Origin of the sequence: Pseudoalteromonas sp. MMG012 (assembly GCF_018100875.1) — a bacterium.
Lineage (GTDB): Bacteria > Pseudomonadota > Gammaproteobacteria > Enterobacterales > Alteromonadaceae > Pseudoalteromonas > Pseudoalteromonas aurantia.
Genome location: NZ_JAGJEF010000084.1, coordinates 1 through 18,898 on the forward strand (window position 1 = coordinate 1; position 18,898 = coordinate 18,898).

19 protein-coding genes are annotated in these 18,898 nt (G+C 40.5%); 12 read left to right on the plus strand and 7 right to left on the minus strand.

Annotated features, from left to right (window positions below; all coding sequences use genetic code 11):
- Positions 1-2: 2 nt before the first annotated feature.
- Complete coding sequence (locus J8L97_RS19850) at positions 3-1,181, plus strand: FG-GAP repeat protein (RefSeq protein WP_312037194.1); 1,179 nt, start codon at positions 3-5, stop codon at positions 1,179-1,181.
- A gap of 119 nt (positions 1,182-1,300) precedes the next feature.
- On the opposite strand, the gene J8L97_RS19855 is transcribed toward J8L97_RS19850, so the two are convergent.
- The gene (locus J8L97_RS19855; RefSeq protein WP_211052310.1) at positions 1,301-1,669 is read right to left on the minus strand and encodes a helix-turn-helix domain-containing protein; all 369 of its coding nucleotides are present in this window, start codon (positions 1,667-1,669) and stop codon (positions 1,301-1,303) included.
- A gap of 141 nt (positions 1,670-1,810) precedes the next feature.
- Here J8L97_RS19855 and J8L97_RS19860 point away from each other — a divergent pair, with 141 nt between their 5' ends.
- The gene (locus J8L97_RS19860) at positions 1,811-2,353 is read left to right on the plus strand and encodes a nuclear transport factor 2 family protein (protein WP_211052311.1); all 543 of its coding nucleotides are present in this window, start codon (positions 1,811-1,813) and stop codon (positions 2,351-2,353) included.
- A gap of 176 nt (positions 2,354-2,529) precedes the next feature.
- Here J8L97_RS19860 and J8L97_RS19865 read toward each other — a convergent pair whose 3' ends face one another.
- From J8L97_RS19865 to J8L97_RS19890, 6 genes are read right to left on the minus strand one after another with little or no spacing between them, the layout of a single operon-like run.
- Positions 2,530-3,645, minus strand: a complete 1,116-nt coding sequence (locus J8L97_RS19865; protein WP_211052313.1) for an alanine--glyoxylate aminotransferase family protein — start codon at positions 3,643-3,645, stop codon at positions 2,530-2,532.
- A 27-nt stretch (positions 3,646-3,672) separates the two neighbouring features.
- A complete protein-coding gene (locus tag J8L97_RS19870; RefSeq protein ID WP_211052314.1) occupies positions 3,673-5,199 on the minus strand; it encodes an FAD/NAD(P)-binding protein in 1,527 nt (508 codons plus the stop codon).
- Positions 5,189-6,676 (minus strand): CoA-transferase, encoded by a 1,488-nt coding sequence (locus J8L97_RS19875; RefSeq protein ID WP_211052317.1) that lies wholly within the window; start codon positions 6,674-6,676, stop codon positions 5,189-5,191. The genes J8L97_RS19870 and J8L97_RS19875 overlap by 11 nt, the downstream gene beginning before the upstream one ends.
- Position 6,677: 1 nt before the next feature.
- Positions 6,678-7,082, minus strand: a complete 405-nt coding sequence (locus J8L97_RS19880; protein WP_211052318.1) for a cupin domain-containing protein — start codon at positions 7,080-7,082, stop codon at positions 6,678-6,680.
- Positions 7,072-7,473, minus strand: coding sequence for a hypothetical protein (locus J8L97_RS19885; protein WP_211052319.1), 402 nt, complete (start codon positions 7,471-7,473; stop codon positions 7,072-7,074). Before J8L97_RS19885 ends, J8L97_RS19880 begins: the two co-directional genes overlap by 11 nt.
- A gap of 22 nt (positions 7,474-7,495) precedes the next feature.
- Positions 7,496-8,017 (minus strand): HPP family protein, encoded by a 522-nt coding sequence (locus tag J8L97_RS19890; RefSeq protein WP_211052320.1) that lies wholly within the window; start codon positions 8,015-8,017, stop codon positions 7,496-7,498.
- 139 nt (positions 8,018-8,156) lie between these two features.
- On the opposite strand from J8L97_RS19890, the gene J8L97_RS19895 reads away from it, so the two are divergent.
- The 10 genes from J8L97_RS19895 to J8L97_RS19940 all read left to right on the plus strand — a co-directional run bounded on the left by J8L97_RS19895 (position 8,157) and on the right by J8L97_RS19940 (position 18,451).
- On the plus strand, positions 8,157-8,696 hold the full coding sequence (locus J8L97_RS19895; protein ID WP_211052321.1) for a TetR/AcrR family transcriptional regulator: 540 nt from the start codon (positions 8,157-8,159) through the stop codon (positions 8,694-8,696).
- A gap of 114 nt (positions 8,697-8,810) precedes the next feature.
- Positions 8,811-9,212 carry a DUF4267 domain-containing protein gene (locus tag J8L97_RS19900; RefSeq protein ID WP_312037195.1) on the plus strand — a complete coding sequence of 134 codons (402 nt, stop codon included), beginning with the start codon at positions 8,811-8,813 and terminating at the stop codon, positions 9,210-9,212.
- A 37-nt stretch (positions 9,213-9,249) separates the two neighbouring features.
- Positions 9,250-10,203, plus strand: coding sequence for an alpha/beta fold hydrolase (locus tag J8L97_RS19905; RefSeq protein WP_211052322.1), 954 nt, complete (start codon positions 9,250-9,252; stop codon positions 10,201-10,203).
- Between the two features lie 416 nt (positions 10,204-10,619).
- Complete coding sequence (gene betI, locus J8L97_RS19910; protein ID WP_211052324.1) at positions 10,620-11,210, plus strand: transcriptional regulator BetI; 591 nt, start codon at positions 10,620-10,622, stop codon at positions 11,208-11,210.
- A 1-nt stretch (position 11,211) separates the two neighbouring features.
- Positions 11,212-12,687 carry a betaine-aldehyde dehydrogenase gene (gene betB / locus J8L97_RS19915; RefSeq protein WP_211052326.1) on the plus strand — a complete coding sequence of 492 codons (1,476 nt, stop codon included), beginning with the start codon at positions 11,212-11,214 and terminating at the stop codon, positions 12,685-12,687.
- A gap of 11 nt (positions 12,688-12,698) precedes the next feature.
- Positions 12,699-14,366 (plus strand): choline dehydrogenase, encoded by a 1,668-nt coding sequence (betA, locus tag J8L97_RS19920; RefSeq protein ID WP_211052328.1) that lies wholly within the window; start codon positions 12,699-12,701, stop codon positions 14,364-14,366.
- 188 nt (positions 14,367-14,554) lie between these two features.
- Complete coding sequence (locus J8L97_RS19925; protein WP_211052330.1) at positions 14,555-15,772, plus strand: BCCT family transporter; 1,218 nt, start codon at positions 14,555-14,557, stop codon at positions 15,770-15,772.
- A gap of 10 nt (positions 15,773-15,782) precedes the next feature.
- Positions 15,783-16,481 carry a TorF family putative porin gene (locus J8L97_RS19930; protein WP_211052331.1) on the plus strand — a complete coding sequence of 233 codons (699 nt, stop codon included), beginning with the start codon at positions 15,783-15,785 and terminating at the stop codon, positions 16,479-16,481.
- Between the two features lie 157 nt (positions 16,482-16,638).
- Positions 16,639-17,058, plus strand: coding sequence for a tetratricopeptide repeat protein (locus J8L97_RS19935; protein WP_192507668.1), 420 nt, complete (start codon positions 16,639-16,641; stop codon positions 17,056-17,058).
- 400 nt (positions 17,059-17,458) lie between these two features.
- Positions 17,459-18,451, plus strand: coding sequence for a questin oxidase family protein (locus tag J8L97_RS19940; protein ID WP_211052333.1), 993 nt, complete (start codon positions 17,459-17,461; stop codon positions 18,449-18,451).
- Positions 18,452-18,898: the final 447 nt, after the last annotated feature.

An 18,898-nucleotide genomic window follows, 5' to 3' on the forward strand; every position in this document is an offset into this window, starting at 1 on the left:
CGATAATAACGTGCCAAAGTTATGCTAAGCAGCAAAAATTGTTACCTGATGATGCTAAAACAGGCGATCAGTTTGGCTTTAGTGTTGCTATTGATGGCACCACCGCCCTCGTTGGTGCACACAAAGCGGATGCTAAAAGTACCCAAGATGCTGGGGCTGCCTATGTGTATTCCTTGAACGCTGGTGGTTGGCAACAACAGGCCAAATTAGTCGCTAAGCCAGCGTATGCCAATGATACATTTGGCGGTAACGTGGCATTGAAAAATGATATAGCCATGTTGGGTGTTATTAAAAGAGACGATAAAGGTGAAGATGCAGGCGCAGTGTTTGTCTTTGAGAAAGAAGTTAACTCTTGGTCACAAAAACAAATATTAACAGCGAATGATGGCAAATCAGGAGATGCTTTTGGTCAAAGTATTGCGCTGACAGAACGCTTTCTCGTGATAGGCGCACCACACAGTGATGCACCTGAGCATGACTCAGGTGCTGTTTATGTCTACATACGAGATAAAGGTGCATGGCGTTTTCATACTAAACTCACAGCAAAAGATGGTGCTGATGGTGATTTATTCGGAATAAGTGTTGCGATCGACGGCGATACGATTTTGGTTGGTGCTGATCTACATGATGAAAAAGCCGAGCAGGCGGGGGCGGTATATGCTTACGTATTTGATGGAAAAAACTGGCATCACCAAGCCAAGCTAACGGCAACAGATGGCGAAAAAGTCGATATTTTTGGCGTGAGAGTGGCCTTGCTTGGCTATACGGCATTGATCTCAGCTAGAAGAGACGACGTTGAGGGCATAGGCACTGATGCGGGCTCGGCCTATATATTTGAACGAGTAAAAGGCAAGTGGATTCAAACACAAAAGTTAGTCGCACCGGACGGTAAAGCGGATGACCGGTTTGCTCGGGGAGTGGCATTAAATAAAGAGACCGCCTTAATTAGTGCTATGCACCATGACGTGAATGGCAGTAATGCCGGGGCGCTGTACGTATTCAAAAAAGAGCGTGGTTTATGGCGTTATAGATCAAAAATAGTGGCCAGTGATGGTGTGCCAGAAGACCGATTTGGTTGGAATATAGCCTTCTCAGATAATACAGCGATAGTGGCAGTGCCTCATCGTGATGACAATGGTGATGCATCTGGTGCTGCGTACGTTTTTGATTTAGGTGAGTAAAACTTCTACCCGATAGGGGTCGGTGGCTACAACCCCACTAGTTGAGTAATGGCCAACGCAATTTGATCACGACATACAGAGTGCTTTATGGTTTCTCAGTGGGTTAAAATTAAGTCGAGCTAACCTTTTTTATCATATATTTTTCTTGCTTGCTCAATCTTGGGCTGATGTTTATCAGCCCAAAGAACAAGCTCATATAAAGGCTTTACAATGTCTCTTCCCATTTCGGTTAAAGCATACTCCACCCGCACAGGCACCTCAGGATAAACAGTTTTGTCAACATAACCTTCTCGCTCTAAGTCTCGAAGAGTCTGCGTCAACATACGCTGAGATATCCCTTCAATCCTAGATTTAAGCGCGTTAAATCGTTCTGCACCATCTGTCAAAGCGAATAAAATTAACAGTGACCATTTATCGCCAATTTGTGCGACAACATTGCGTACTGGGCACGCTTCATTATTGTGAAAAACACGTCTATCTGATGCCATTTTAAAGTCTCTTTTTACGATGACTGGTTACCAAAAGCTGCCTAACCCAGTTTTTGGTGCCTTCTTGTAACTATAGTTACTCTTAATTACTATAGTTACTAATATATACCATTTTAAGTAAAACAGCCATTGGAGCGACCTATGTTAAAAGTACTTATTCCTTCTATTCTTCTATTTGCGAGCAGCTTAGCATACGGTCAGGTGAAAGAAGGGTTAAATATTGACCTATCAACACTTAAGAAAACGAACTGGACAGAACAAGAGCTGTCGAATGCGAAAATGATCACTGATTTTGTGCAAAATCTTATGAATAACCATAATTTCGAATACATCATCAAGCATTACAACAATAGCACTTATGTACAGCATAATAGAAACTTACCTGACAAAGTGACCGGTTTAGTGGATTTTCTAAAAGAATTTGTCGAAGATTATCCTGAGTACGGCTATGACGTTAAGCATATTTATGTTGATGGCAATCATGTCATTTTTCACTCTCACGTTACCCTACATAAAGAGGATAGAGGCAACGACCAAAAAGGCATGAATATCATTGATACTTGGCGTATTGAGGAAGGAAAAATTGTTGAGCACTGGGATTCTATTCAAGCGCTTGATTTGTCAATGAGGATTTATGCACTAGTGAATGGCGGTAATATTGCAAATTCTAATGGTGTTTTCTAAGTGAATTAAGCGGAACATAAAACGATCTGCTACCTGTTATGCGTTCGTTTATTTTAAATATCACGTAAAAACATCCTATCAACTTATCCACGTTATAATACAAGGTGGTAAAAGAAAGTACCGCAAGTGATACTTTCTTTTACCGTCACGATTTACTCATGCAATTCGCTGGGGGTTTATACAAGCACTTCCTTTAATGCCGTCAGCAGTAAAGCGACATTTTGTTCGTTGGCGGTAGCACCCATGAGTCCTACGCGCCATGTTTTTCCTGCAAGCTGCCCTAAACCGGCACCTATTTCAAGGTTAAACTTATTTAGCAAATGTGTTCTCACTTGTGCATCGTCGACACCTTCAGGTATTAAAATTGAATTTAATTGAGGTAACTGATGTGCATCATTCACCAAAAAGCGAATGCCTAATTGCGCTAAACCACTTTTGAGGCGTTGGTGTAATTGTGCATGACGAGACCAAGCTTGTTCTAGTCCTTCATTTTTCAGCATAAGCAATGATTCATGCAGTGCGTAGAGTGAATTGATAGGAGCGGTGTGATGATAACTGCGTTTCCCTTCTCCAGACCAATAACCCATTACGAGAGATTGATCTAAGAACCAACTTGGCACTTTTGTCTTACGGCTTTTTAGGATTTCAACCGCCTTTGGACTAAAACTAACCGGTGACAACCCCGGCACACATGATAGACACTTTTGAGAGCCTGAATAAACGGCATCTATTCCCCATTCGTCGACTTTGAGCTCACTCCCCCCTAACGATGTTACCGCATCCACAATGGTGATAGCATCGTTTTGTTTGGCAATATTACAAAGGGTTTTTGCATCAGAGCAAGCGCCTGTAGATGTTTCAGCGTGCACAAAAACCAGTGCTTTGACATTTTTATGTATTGCAAAAGCATGCTCTACTTTGTCTACACTGACGGGATCCCTCCAAGTATCTTCAACAACAATCGCTTGCGCGCCAACTCGTTCAATGTTTTCTTTTAAGCGGCCACCAAAAACACCATTAACGCAGATGATCACTTTATCGTTTGGCTCAATTAAATTGACGATACATGCTTCCATACCTGCAGAACCTGGTGCAGAGAGTGCGATAGTAAATTCGTTTTTGGTGACAAATGCATATTGCAGCAATTGCTTAATTTCGTCCATTAACTTAATAAATTGAGGGTCTAAGTGGCCTATGGTCGGTTTAGCTAATGCGCCTAAGACTCTTGGCGAAACATTTGAAGGCCCAGGCCCCATTAAAATACGCGGCGTAGGGTTGAAAGTTTCTAGCATAATAGTTTCCTAATTTTTATTATTAAGTTAAACAGCTAAAGCATGCTGAGTGTATGTATTCAAATCATGATGAACACTCTTTGCACAATTATGCGCATGTTTAACAATAATATCTAATGCACTGGTAAATAAAAAGCACCCATGTGTGACTTCACCAATTGCGTATATTGATGCACTGCGTTTGCCTTTTTTATTGAGTAACGCATAGCTGGTATTACAGACATCAATACCACCAAATTTATGGGCTTTTGCTATATTGGTATCTACCATATTACGAATGAGTTCTGAGTCAGATAAATATATATCTCGCGGGCTGCCCACGGCATACACAATGGAGTCGACATGTGAAACACCGCCTTGATATTTGACCGATAAGGTGTTTTTCGCACATGTTTCAATTTGTGTATCACCGCCTATGTACTCTAATTGCCCATTGTCGATATAACTTTTGATTTTAGATGCATTTTCATATGGAATAGACACGCGCATAGACATAGCTGCTGACATCATAGTCGTCATAAAGCGCGCTTTATCAGCATCTTTGAGCATTTCCCACACGAGGGCTAAAATTGAGTTTGTGTCATATAAAATCGCTTGCCAACCTCTATTTTGATTGGCTTTTACCATTTCTGATGAGAGAAACTTGCTGAGATCTTTAATGGGGGTCGGTGGAAAAACAATATCTTCACTACACTCTTGAGGGTGCATCTGCTGATAATGGCACATTTCTTTTATAAACAACTGGCTCAGTTGTGACAAAGTCAGGGAAGTATAGTGTTGTGTGATAAACTCAGCAGATAGATAGGTGTTTTTATATCGTCCTTGAGTACCTCGTACAAATGGAAATAAATGGCTTCTCGAAAAAAGTGTTATTTTTCCATGATGACCATTCTCAATTAAGCCTATAACAGCATCTATTGCACTTAAGCGCGCACCAATAATGGCAACGCTGTCACTTTTTTCAATATTACGGCGTAATGTTGAAATAGGGTAGGGGGTATGGTGAATTTGAGAGTTAATAGGTGGCGAAAATGGCGATTTTGAGAGCGTACCACACGCCACAATGACGCTGTTAAATTTAAAGCTCTGCTGGCAAAGTGTTTTCAATTTAATAGGCAGTGGATCAGAGTTTTCAGTTAATTGAATAACTTCGCTTCTTATGACTTTGACGATGATATTTTTCATAAATGCTTTTTTGACGATTCGGTCAAATGCATTTGCCATATACATCCCAAATAATGGGCGAGGGGCATAGCTGTTTTCAGCCACTTGTAAATTGGGATAAAGAGGTTGCCAGCGGTATCGATAGAGCGTTAACCATTGAAAAAAATCACCAGGTTTGTCTTTAAAGATGGTGATATAGCCAGCTTTGGTATTAAGTAAATTCGACTCTGCATCGCCTTGGTATGCATTACCAGGACCTAAGTCTTTTGATTTTTCAAACACCGTAATATTAATCGGACTAGGGGAGTTCGATGTTTGCTTTTCTATAAAGGCATCAATAAAGGCAATACTTGAAGCTCCTCCACCGATGATTGCAATTTTAGAGTTCATGGAGTACCTGCCTGATGTTTATTGTGGTGAGTGATGGAGGAACAGAAATTGGAAAATTTATATGCTGTTGTAAGTCTGCAATACTAAATCCTTTCGAAATTTCCATGACAGTTAATACTTTGTTTTTAAAGCTAAAGGTGGCTCTTTCAGTAATGATGATAACGTCTTTATTACGATATGTAGGGTGAGCTAAGTCGATGGTGATTTGCTGTACGTGTGACACAAATTTTGTGATATTACCTTCATTTTTAATGCATAAGAGGCCGTTTTCTTGCGCTGCATGCAAAGCGCCTGTTGTTAAGGTGCCACACAAAACCAGTTTTTTAGCAGATTGTGCAATATTGATAAATCCACCGACTCCGGTCATTCTTTGGCCCAGTAAACTGGCATTAACGCAACCTTGGGCATCTATTTCGGCAAAACCAAGAAAGGCAACATCTACGCCGCCGCCGTCGTAATATGCGAATAAATCAGACTGGCCTATGATGGCGTCGGGCTCTGATGAATCACCAAAAGACAAACCATACTTTGGTTGCCCGTTAAATATGCCAGATTCAACTGTGAAGCTATTGTCAGTCTGCGTTTTGTTAATATATTTCCCGAGCAGTGCGGGTATACCTATCCCTAAATTAATACAAGCTCTAGTCTTTGGGAGTTCATGCAGAGCACGCTGAACTATGTATTGTTTAGCGATATTTTTAGGCTCAGGTTGGTGGTCTGTAGTAGTCAGCTCACCATAGCTGGGTAAGTGGTCTAGCGGGTCTTGAGCAACGGTCACAAAGTCAACTAAATGAGCTGGAATATGTACGTCTTGACATGGCAGTGCTTTCACAAGTTCTTTGACCTGTACAGCGACCTTTCCACCGCTGTTTTTGGCTGCCATCGCTTGCAGCAGTGCATCATGATATGCAACTTCTTCATCCATGCTGATATTGCCTTTTTCATCCGCACGTGTGCCGCGTAAAAGCGAGAAATCGATAGAAAACGCGGGATAAAATAGGTGCTGTTGACCTTGTATTTCTAATTTAGATATAAGAGAGGGAGCATGGTTTTCGATACAACCACCTCCAATATCTGGGTCGATGTAGCTTCCTAAGCCAATGTGTGTGATGTGGCCTAATGCGCCTCGAGTAATATCCCGAAATAAGTGGCTGATCACTCCCATCGGCCAATTGTGTCCTTCAATCAGACCTTGTCGAGCTGCATTGGTTAACGCAGGACAAAACCCCCAAAAACCCCCAATGGCTTTTTTAATCATGCCTTTAGCTGCGAGTTGGTCTAACCCTTTTCCTTGCTTATCACCCGCACCAGATGCGAATAATAAAGTGAGAGATTTGGGTTTTCCCTCATTTTCATACCTCTGACGTAAGGCATGGGTGTATAAATCAGGGTGTCCACAACACCCAAAGCCACCGGGTATTACGGTGCTATCACTATTTACTTGGCTTGCTACATAGCTAGCAGTGACGATCTCCATGCTATTTATACTCCGTAAGCTGTTTAACCGGTTTATATCTAGAGGCAAGAATCAAACAACCATTTGTTGATGCCATGCTATGGCACGTACCAGGAGCACGTACTATGAAAGAACCTGGGGAAAATGTTTGGCCATTCTCAATATAATCACCTTGTAAAACGAGTACGGTTTCATAGCCCATATGAACATGCCCAGGGACAAATGCCCCTGCTTGATAGCGTAAAAAAGCACAGTCTGCGTCTTCTGGGTTTGCACATGTTTCATCGAACAGCACTGCAATATCAACGCCTTCTCTAAGCCCTGGTTGATAAGGGCTGAAATCAATATCGGCGGGTATCGCGATATCACTAGAAAACCCTAACTTGACAATACGGTCATTAAGCTCAGGTGGTGAGTTAAACTCCATTGTGTTCTCCTTGTTTTTGTAGTCTTGCCGCTTGCGACTGTCCGTTGTAGCCCCAGTCGGTCGCTGGGATCTCTTGGATGGATATGTAATTTGGATTGTTATGTAAGTTAATGAAGATCTCTTCAAACAATTGCCATGAGTGCTTTAACCATTGTGCTTTTTGTCGTGGGTTGTTGGTTCCTTCTGTGATGATAATATTTAAGGAAAACTGAAACTCAGAGGTCGATTGTCCATTGCAGTACCAGCTTCCACAATTTTCATGGATGACGATATTGGTCAAGGCTGGAAGCTTGCCTAAATACATACTGGTGATTGCGACTAATGAATCTGCCAGTTTAGATTTGATTGTGGGTAGTAGAGTTTGATTGGTATGAATGGTTAGAGTTGGCATGTCATTGCTCCTAGTTCGTCAGTTACTGTTGATTGCTTGAGGAGCCAAACCAATAGATAGGCCATTTTTTCGTTAAACCAATATTGTTAATTAATGAAGCAATACCGACGAGAAATATGCTGCCAATTAGTACAGGGAAAATTAAAAAGTCAAAGTGATAACTTCCGGCCATTAGAATGACGAGTGGATTTGCACCTGCGGGTGGGTGTACAACTCTGAAAAATTGCATAGCCACAATAGCCAGTCCCACAGATAAAGCCATTACCCAGGGATTTGTGCCAAAAGTCAGCAGGGCAAGGATGCCAATTAATGCAGAAATAAAGTGACCTCCAATCACATTACGCGGTTGCGCCAGCGGAGAGGCTGCTGCAGCAAATAAGATGACGCAAGTCGCGCCAAACGGCGCCATAAGTAACGGGTAGCCTGCAATACTTGTTATAAAGCACAACCCCAAAATACCAACAAACCCGCCAACAAAACCCCTAAGTAGCTCGATAAAATTTACTTTGGGTGGGAGTGCACCACCGCCGGATAGCTTTTTCATTACATTCTCCAAATTATCAATACTTTTGTAACGTTAACGTTCACAATAATGTGTTATTATTAAGTGTACCGATCTGTACATTTTTACCAAAAGGTACAGATCGGTACACTTTTGTGCAAGCAATTTTTTAGGGTATTAGATGAAAGTAGAACAGCATATTTTGGATGTCGCTGAGGATCTGTTTAATAGAAATGGATATAACTCGGTTGGAGTAGATTTGATCAGAGATGAAGCAAAAGTATCGAAAACAACAATTTATAGACGGTTTGGCGACAAGGTTGGCTTGGTTGAAGCTGTGTTAACACGGCGCCATGATCGCTTTCAAGCCTCATTAGAGGAGGCTGTTTGTAGCGTAAAAAGTAGTGACGATAAAGTGTTTGCTATTTTAGATTGGCATTTTGAGTGGTTTTCTTTATCGCATTTTGAAGGGTGTATGTTTATGCATGCCTTGGCGGAGTTTAAAAGAGTGGATCAGTCGATTAGTGGTATCGCGTTAGATCATAAGCGTTGGTTACTAGAATTAATACGTCAAGCGCTCGGAGTTGAAACGGAGCAGTATAATGAAAAATCAGAAATGATTATGACCTTTATTGAAGGGCTTATTGTACGGGCTGAATTCGATGAGGTACTGGACAAAAAAGAGTTATACAGGGCTGCGTTGATGAAGATCATAAAATAAAAATAATGACAATATATGAATAATGTAACTAACTGTTAAATCTATAGTGTATATATATTGGTTTTGCTTAATAATAAAAAATTACTCTCTTTACGAACGACTGAGGTACTTAAAGTGGTTAAATCTAAAATAGAAGTGATAGCGATAATACTCGTGTCACTTATGGCGTTGCTGCAAGGGCTTTATGGTATTTTTTCTTACCTTGAACCATCCGGTTTTGCAACTGTGAGAGGAACTGAGTTGTTTTCTCATTTAGACGCGGACTGGGTAATAATATATGGGTCTCGCACGATTTTTATTACTTTGGTACTTGGCCTGCTTATCATAAAAAAACAATACTCAATTTTAATGTGGTGCGCGATTTTTGGTGTTGCTATGCCTGTCACTGATGGCGTTTTAGCCTATCAAGCAGATGCTCCATTGAAAGTGATCTATAAGCACGTCGCCACCGTGCTTTATTTATTAGTCACATTTTATGTATTAAAGCTCATGGTATCAAGGTGCTCAGGGAAATGAGTATTTTAGTCATTTAAATTTGTAAAGGAGATGTTAGGTGAAGAAGCTTTATTGGGCAGCTGGCATTATAGTAATAATAATTGTCGGTACGTTGGACTATTATTATGAAGATTATTCACGCTTTATGTCAGCAAGGGAAATGTCCAATGCACGATATTTAAAATCAGAATTAGGGAGCACTCGCTATCAAATATATGGAGAAAATAATCAAAAAACGATTATTCTCATTCCTGCATCGAATGGTTATGTTGAGCAATGGGATCCAAATGTAGCTCCGTTGGTCAACGCCGGTTATAAAGTGGTTGTTTACGATTTATTTGGCCGAGGTCTTTCAAGCCGCCCTGATGTTGATTTAACGTTATCTGTGTTTACAGAGCAGTTGGATAGCGTCATACGTGAAGTTGAGGCTGACAGAGTGTTTTTAATCGGTTCTTCATTTGGCGGCATTATCGCAGCTGAATATGCTAGAAATAAACAAGAAAAAGTTACAAAGTTAGTCTTTGTAGGCCCTGCAGGCTGGCCATCAAAAGTGAATTATGCCCAGAAGATTATCAATATTCCGGTAGTCGGGGAGTTACTCTTTAAGTATTTTGGAGAAATCATTTTAAAGCCGCGGGTTGAAGGGTATTTTTATCAAGAAAAAGAACATCGTTGGGCCATTGATATGTGGCAGAAGTTCTCACAATACCCAGGATTTATGCGTACTTATTTATCGACCTTGAGGCACTCTCCCGTTCTTGATTACACCGAAGGGTGGAAGGCGCTTGGAGACACCACGATAAAAACGCTGTTTATATGGGGAAAGCAAGATATTAGCTTTGATTTTGGCAATTCTGAAAAAGCGATGACTTTGATCCCCTCAACCAAGGTCGTCGCAATTGACAATGCTGCACATTGGCTGAATATAGAACAGCCTAAGCAAGTTAATAATGCGATGATTTCATTTTTAAATGATGAGCCTAGGAAAGTATCAGAAGGTAGTGAGTTATAATATTTTAACAACGGAGTGAGTTAAAAAAGCCCAGAAACATGCGCCTGTGCATGATATTTCGCTGTAGTACGAGTTGTCAATTCAAGTCGTAGGGCATTCTGCTACGTGATGACTTTAAATGGGTATTAATATGAACGTTTTACAGCATGTCTTTTTCGACAAATCCCATAATTCTAATGACAAACCTTATCGGCGTTTTGGTACGTTACAAATACAATATTCGATAATATTGGTTTGCTTTCACAATTATTTCACAAAATATATCTGGCGATGAAATAAAGAATTATCTATTTTATTTCAATGTATTAGGTGTTTTTTGTGAGGCTTCATACACACATCCGGCACAGGTGAACCTTGAATAATCAGGCCAGTTTGTTTAATATTTATTTTTATTGAACGTTCAATTAATAAAAATCATGCCTAAAGTCGGAATGGAACCTGTGCGCCGTCAGCAGTTAATTGAGGCAACAATCGAATCAGTTGGAGAGCTTGGCTTACAAGGTACTACTATCAATAGTATTAGTAAAAAAGCAGGGTTATCTTCTGGCATTATTAGCCATTATTTTGGTGGTAAGCAGGGGTTAATTGAAGCCACTGTACGTCATTTGTTATCAAGCCTGAAAGATTCTTTGATCTCGCAGGTCGCAGATACCACGAGCCCAGAACAAAGGCTGATGTTCATCATTGAAGCAAATTTTGCACTTGTACAGCAGCGTAAAGATACCACCCGCACTTGGTTAAGTTTTTGGGCGCAGTCAATGCACGATCCCGAATTACATCGCTTGCAAAATGTTAATAGTAAACGTTTGTACAGTAATTTAGCCTGCTCATTTAGGCGTATTATGCAAAAAGATGATGCCAAGCAAGCGGCGGAATTAAGCGCTGCCATGATTGACGGCTTATGGCTACGTGCAGTTCTTAGCCAATCAGATACAGACCAATTTAAACACAGCGAACGACTTGCAAAACAATATGTAAATTCACTCATTCAGCAGTATGGAACTTAATATGACAACGCCTGTAACTCCTCCTATTTATCAGAATTTTATCCATGGACGCTATCTTGCGAACCAGTCAGGCGAACTTTTTGATGTAATTAATCCTGCGACTGATGAAGTAATTTATCAAGTAGAAGTCGCTGACCACGCAATTCAAGAAGCGGCGATAGCAAGCGCGAAAGCTGGATTTGAAAGCTGGTCTGCCATGGCCCCTTTAGCGCGTAGTCGCATTCTTCTCAAAGCCGTTGAACTGCTAAGATCACGCAATGATGAGTTAGCTAGAATTGAAGTACTCGATACCGGTAAACCGTGGCAGGAAGCTGAGTGTGTTGATGTGCAAACTGGTGCTGATGTGATTGAGTATTTTGCGGGGTTAGCACCTGCACAAGTCGGTCAGCAACAAATGGTGGGTGATGACTTTTATTATACTCGCAAAGAACCGCTTGGCATTTGTGCTGGTATTGGTGCATGGAATTATCCTTTACAAATTGCATGCTGGAAAGCAGGCCCTGCGTTGGCGGCGGGTAACGTTCTGTTATTTAAGCCGTCTGAAGAAACGCCTTTGGGGGCATTAAAGCTTGCTGAGATCTTTATTGAAGCGGGCGTGCCTGAGGGGGTATTTAATGTTGTGCAAGGTGCTGCTGAAGTTGGGCAATGGCTGACAGCACATCCTGATATCGAGAAAGTGTCGTTCACAGGAGAAGTCGGCACAGGAAAAAAAGTCATGGCGAGCGCAGCGAACACGTTAAAAGATGTCACCATGGAATTGGGTGGGAAATCGCCACTGCTCGTATTTGATGATGCAAATGTCACTGAAGCGGTTAGCGCTGCTATGTTGGGGAATTTCTATACTCAAGGTGAAGTCTGTACTAATTGCACCCGTGTCTTTGTACAACGCGGTGTGTATGACAAATTTATTGATGAATTGAAAACGCGAACTGAACAAAATATTGTGGCAGGTGATCCTCTAGACCCCAATGTGAACTTAGGCGCATTGATCTCCAAAGTGCATCAACAGCTTGTTCTAGATTACATCAATTTGGGTGTTAAAGAAGGGGCTAAATTATTGACTGGGGGCGAAGCGCTTTCTCCTGCATCAGCACCGAATGGTTACTTTGTTGCCCCAACGGTTTTTGTAGATTGCCAAGACGATATGACTATCGTCAAAGAAGAGATTTTTGGACCCGTTATGAGCATTTTAGTGTTTGATGAGGAAGCTGAAGTCATTAAACGCGCAAATAACACGCACTTAGGACTAGCTGCTGGCGTATTTACTCAGGATATTCAGCGTGCACATCGTGTTATTCATAAACTACAAGCGGGGATCTGCTGGATAAACGCGTATGGAAATTCACCCGCTGAAATGCCAGTGGGAGGTTATAAGCACTCAGGTATCGGTAGAGAAAACGGCATTGAAACTCTGGATCATTATACTCAGACGAAGTCTGTGTACGTCGGTATGAATAACATTGATAGCCCATTTTAATGAGACATCCAATGAAGCAAGAGTTTGATTATATTATTGTTGGAGCTGGTTCGGCGGGTTGTGTGCTAGCGAACCGTTTAAGTGAATGCGGTCAATATGATGTTTTGTTACTGGAAACTGGTGGCAGCGACAAAAGTATTTTTATTCAAATGCCAACGGCTTTGTCTATTCCTATGAATTCAGATAAATACGCGTGGCAGTTTCATACTGAGGCTGAGCCGTATCTAGATAACCGAAAAATGCATTGTCCACGTGGCAAGGTGTTAGGTGGGTCGTCTTCTATTAATGGCATGGTGTATGTTCGAGGACATGCGAGAGACTTTGACGAGTGGCAACAACACGGCGCACAAGGTTGGGATTATCAGGCCTGTTTACCGTATTTTAAAAAAGCAGAGTCTTGGTATTTAGGCGATAACGCATACCGTGGACATCAAGGACCGGTTGGTGTTAATAACGGCAATGAAATGGAAAACCCGTTATATCGCGTCTTTATTGAAGCCGGTCAGCAAGCTGGTTACGCCAAAACAGATGATTATAACGGTGCGCAACAGGAAGGGTTTGGGCCAATGCATATGACGGTGAAAAATGGCCGCCGTTGCTCTGCAAGCCGAGCTTATTTAGATCCGGTAAAAGCACGCAATAATTTGACTATTGTGACAGGCGCAATAGCGCAACGGGTTGTGTTAGAGAATAAACAGGCTAAAGGGGTGGCTTATAAAGTAGGTGGCCGCTTGCTTCATGCGAGTGCGCGTAAGGAAGTTGTGCTCAGTGCAGGGCCTATCGGATCGCCACATTTATTACAGTTATCGGGTGTTGGCGACCAAGCGGTTTTAGAAAAAGCCGGTATAGAGGTAAAACATCATTTACCGGGGGTGGGACAAAACTTACAAGATCACTTAGAGTTTTATTTTCAATACAAATGCAAGCAGCCGATCACCCTAAATGGCAAACTAGGGCTTGTTTCGAAAGGGTTGATTGGTGCAAGGTGGATGTTGAATAAAAGTGGTTTAGGGGCAACAAATCATTTTGAATCATGTGCCTTTATTCGATCAAAACCTGGCGTCGAGTGGCCAGATATTCAATACCATTTTTTACCAGCGGCCATCCGCTATGACGGAAAAAGTGCTTTTGCAGGTCATGGGTTTCAAGTGCATGTTGGGCACAATAAACCCAAAAGTAGAGGCTCGGTAACCGTTACGTCAAATAACCCAGATGACGCGCCAAAAATTCAGTTTAATTATTTGGCTCATCAAGCCGATATCGAAGGATTTCGAGCATGTGTGAGGTTGACGCGTGAAATTATTGAGCAAAGCGCGTTTGATGATTATCGAGATGGAGAAATTCAGCCAGGCAAGCATGTACAGACAGATGAACAAATAGATCAATTTGTGCGCCAAGCTGTCGAAAGTGCTTATCACCCATCATGTTCATGTAAAATGGGGGAAGATGGCATGGCTGTGGTTGACTCACAAACCAAAGTGCATGGTATTGATGGTTTACGTGTAGTGGACTCTTCTATTTTTCCTACCATCCCCAATGGCAATTTGAATGCCCCCACCATGATGCTAGCAGAGAAAGCAGCAGACCATATTTTAGGTAAAGTGCTTTTGAAAGCCGATGACACAGAAGTCATTGTCGGCGAGCAATGGCACACAGTACAACGTAGTTCGGAGCTTTAAAATATACAGATAGTTAGTTTGCCAAAACGCTTAGGGTAACTTAGTTCTAGGCGTGTCTTGCAGTGGCGTACAGGGTAAATAGGTTACTCGTGGTTAATTGAATTAAGTTCAATAACATTAAGTATTGATGCAAGAAAACAATAACGGAGAAACAATGAGTTACTTTTACTTGTTTTGGGAGGGTGACAATGACCTTATGGCTTAGCGCTGGTATCATTTTCACCCTTTTAGCAATTGTAGTGATTTTGTTTAAATGGGGTAATTTGCAGTGTGTGGGTGTTACCCCTGTAAAAACCTTTACTTTTATCGCTATCTTATTTACATCTGGGTTAGATGTCGGTTTGATAATGTTTCCACTTACTGAGTTTGCGGGTTACGCAGACATAAAAGCAAGCCCAGAATATGCGTTTGCAAATCCACTGGCCATCGAGTTTGGGTTTTGGGGGTTTTTAATCTGGGGGTTTTATTTCCTTACCTGTTTTTATTTCTGCGTAATAGAGCCGAAGGTGAAGTTTTTCGAAATACCTTGGGTGAAGTTGCTTAACAATATTATTATTATTGGTACATGTGCGTTTACTGCTTATTTGTTGCTTTCTAATTTACCTTGGTACCTCCCCAACCTGGGGGATGGTAGTACCATAATTCCAAGCTTTTACTTGGTGGTATTTGCAGCCATTTGCTTCGCGGTGTACTCCAGTACGAGTTTAAAATATGTGCGCTTTTTAAGCATTACAACAACGTGGATGTTTATCGCATTAATTGCTTTTATGTGGAGCGCGACGTTTATATTTGGCGATAGTTCCGTGTCGAGCTTTACCAATAAATTAGGGCTCATAGGTGAGTACTTTACTAATTTAAATCACTTTATATTGCCACTCAATGACTATCATGAGTTTTATTTATTTTGGTGGTTTGCATGGAGTATTATGATTGGCCAATTTACATCTCGTTTTGTGGGGGGGCTGAAGACCTATCAGGTACTTGCTGCGATGTTGGTGTTCCCATCAATTCCCATTGCGCTTTGGTTTGGGGTACTTTATCACTATCACGATGCAGGTATTTCTACTGAAGGTATTAAAAACTTCGCGATGGTGTTTGTGGGTATTGTGTTCGTGATTAACTCTCTCGATTCATTGATCCGTTTATACACAGACAACCTGAATTTGACGGTAAAACGCTTAGGCATGCGCAATTACATGCTATTCAATATTGCCGCGTTATCATTGCTCACATTACTCTTTAAACTTGAGTTTATTCAAATCCAATGGGTTGGTGCTTTAGTCATTGGGCTATTCTTATCGTGTGTACTGTATATTGGTTACAACAAATTCAAAACAGTGAGCAATATTGACAGCTCACCGAAAGATAACACAATTGATTTCAGTAAAATAGAAACAGCTGGCTAAGGAACTTATTATGACAACGACAAAACATTTACTTTTTACGGCGCTGGCGCTTGCTTCTACCAATGCAATGGCTGACTGGTCAACGACAGTCACTGGCGCATCAGATTATACGTTTAATGGTGTGAGCCAAACACAAGACGACCCTGCCATTCAGGGGAGCTTGGACTATGGCTTTGATAGCGGTGTATATGCTGGTTCTTGGGCGTCAAATGTTGACTTTGCTGATGATACTAATCTTGAGTGGGATTTTTATGTTGGTAAATTCATTACATTGAACGAAAGCTGGAGCATGGACTATGGTATTGCATATTATAGCTATCATGGTGATACCAACTCTAGTGATGGTAACTACCCAGAAGTATACAGTAAGTTCGGCTTTACTAACGAATTAGGTCAAACAGAATTTAATTTTTGGTATAGCTGGGATTACTTTGGTACAGGAGCTGGTCATACAATTGCAATGATCGCACACAGTGTTGAAGTGGCAGAAGGCCATACACTACGCGCCAGTTTTGATGTATCAAACTCGCTTGATGGTGATAAGTATATGTGGGACGCAGGTGATAAGTCATACTATCACTATCTTTTAGCTTATCAGACGAGTGTTGAAGGGTTTAACTTAGAATTAGCAGCAGAAAATACCAGCCTGGATTACAACACCGCAGATGAGCGTATAGTATTTTCGGTATCTCGTACGTTCTCGTTATAAGTTATATTGGTAAACATATTATTTTGTGACTTATGAACAAAGCCAAGCATTTGCTTGGCTTTGTTATTTGAAGGGCCAGAGTGTTAGTTTTAGGTGAGACGGGCTATAATGTTTGGCTACTTTTTAGATAAGCATATATTGCTTACAGGGCTATTAGATGAATACTAAACTATACAAATCTGTACTTTCCATTACTGATCACTTAATGGGGGCGGCTCAAGAGCAAAATCAAGGCACGTTCGATAGGTATTATGCTGAGTTAAAGCAGCTGTGTGAACACAATGAAAACTCAGATAAAGACCACCCAGTACAATGGGAGACGTTGGCTGATTTTACAGATGATTTAGCATTGGCTGTGACAATATATGAACATGCGTTGACAAAAGCTGAAGCCCTTAATTCAAAAGACTTTTGTTCTTCTATTGGCTATTCAATAGGGGCTTTAAAAGCTGAATTAGGTGACCACACTGGGGCGATTGCGCATTTAGAAAAGGCAAAAATAAGCAGCAATAAGATCATTGATAAGCAATTAAAATCAGAAATTCACGATTTGCTGGAAGAACTGAAAAGCAAGTAGTTTGTTTTATCAATGGTTTATGGAAGCACGGTGGATTGACGAAGAGGACCCGTACGAGAGGTGTTTTTTTGTTCATATTGATTGACGAATTTTGTGCTGCTGTAATTTAGGTCTAAGTTAATGCTGTGAATAAGTATGAATGCACGGCGTTATGAATATAAATTTCAGCACTATTGGCTTAATCAAGTATAAAATTAAATTTCAAATTTATTTTTATTAATATGCTTATTTCGATGGTAGCTGCACTTCAATGTATTAGTGATTATACCATTAAAAATAGAGCGTCTCGCTTGGGCTGATTATTTGAAAGTTAGCTAGAAATCCGGTAGTGTTTATTTATTATGCGAATAATATTAATGATAAGTAAGTTTTAATAGTCTTTTATCACTTACGGGCCGTTATGAATGAATCAAACACGTTAGATACCTTGCTTGAAAAATCAAGTAACTACTACCCACTATATGGTGGTGGGCTTGCGACACATTTACCTATGGTGTTGGTTGCGCTGAATGGTTTAAGCGCATCAAAAAATAAATTAAATAGAACTTTTGAGGAAGGTGTTCATGACCTAGAGTATATCGGTGATCTGGAAAATATAACGGCTGTTAAGAGTGTAGAGTGTGAGCTAGGCCGTACTCAGAGCTTTAAGCGTTACTTAAAGTATTATCAAAATGAACTAAAGTCATACGGTGTAGATAGGGTTTTAAAAAAGTCATTACCACTATTAATGAGTGGTATTGCTGCGTCAGCTTTTCATGCATTGATCCGTTTAGCGTATGCGCTTGAAGCTCAATGCCAAAGTGAAATAGCCATCGCTTTGGCTTATTGGTCAAGTGAATATCAACCATTTGAGTTGAATGTAGAATCGACTGACGAGACTTTAGAACAAATCCTGACAAGGCTTGCTCCTGTAGGTCGAGATTATCAGTTTTCTCCTGGAATCATTGTCAATCGAATGTCAGAAATTGCTCAGCTATTAAAGCAAGAAGCATTGATTGTACAACCAAAACTTCTTGATCTACCGACACTACGGAATTTTGCACTGAAAGTATTTTATTTCAAAGATGACTTTACACTGCTACACACTGTAACCGGCTGCCATGCATTTTCTATCATTATGCCTTATCTCAAAGGTGTGGATATTGCGCTGCAAGAGCTATGGAAGGCAATGCTAGTAGCTTACTTAAGTACGGGGCTTAGTTTCCAAGATAAAGATATAAGAATAACAAATAATGACATTGACTTTTCTTTTGTAATTAATAAGGCATTGGATTCAGATGACTCGCATGTGATTAAGTTAGTTTATACATGCTATCGAGAATATACGGTTTGCAATGATCCTTTGTATTTCGTTATAGCAGAAAGAGCGGTTCTTGATAGCTGTAGTGATTAATACCTGCGAAGGTCTGCTAGGTTATGTTGTAAAGTGATAGAAATTGAAATCTATACAATTGACTTAGTTCATTAATAAATTAAAGGAAATAAAAATTAATATCAAACTAAATAATAAAGCATTAAAACCCTCACTAAAAGTAAAAAAGAAATTGATAATGTAATGACTCCAAAAGTAGATGGTGGGTATTTAGGTACTTACATGGCGTGTTTTTCACGTAATGGCGAATGCTATACGGTGCCTGGTGATTGCTAAAGAAGCTTATTGAAGAAGTGTATTTTTTATTTAAGTAAATATGCTTTTCTATATTCACCGACTGTAAAACTAAATATACATAGGCTTTACGGTCGGCAAATTATTATATTGTTAATGTGACGTCTATTTATACGGATTTTCATGCTTATTATGAGTGGTGTGTTTTCGTACAGATAACGCTAAGTTATAAGC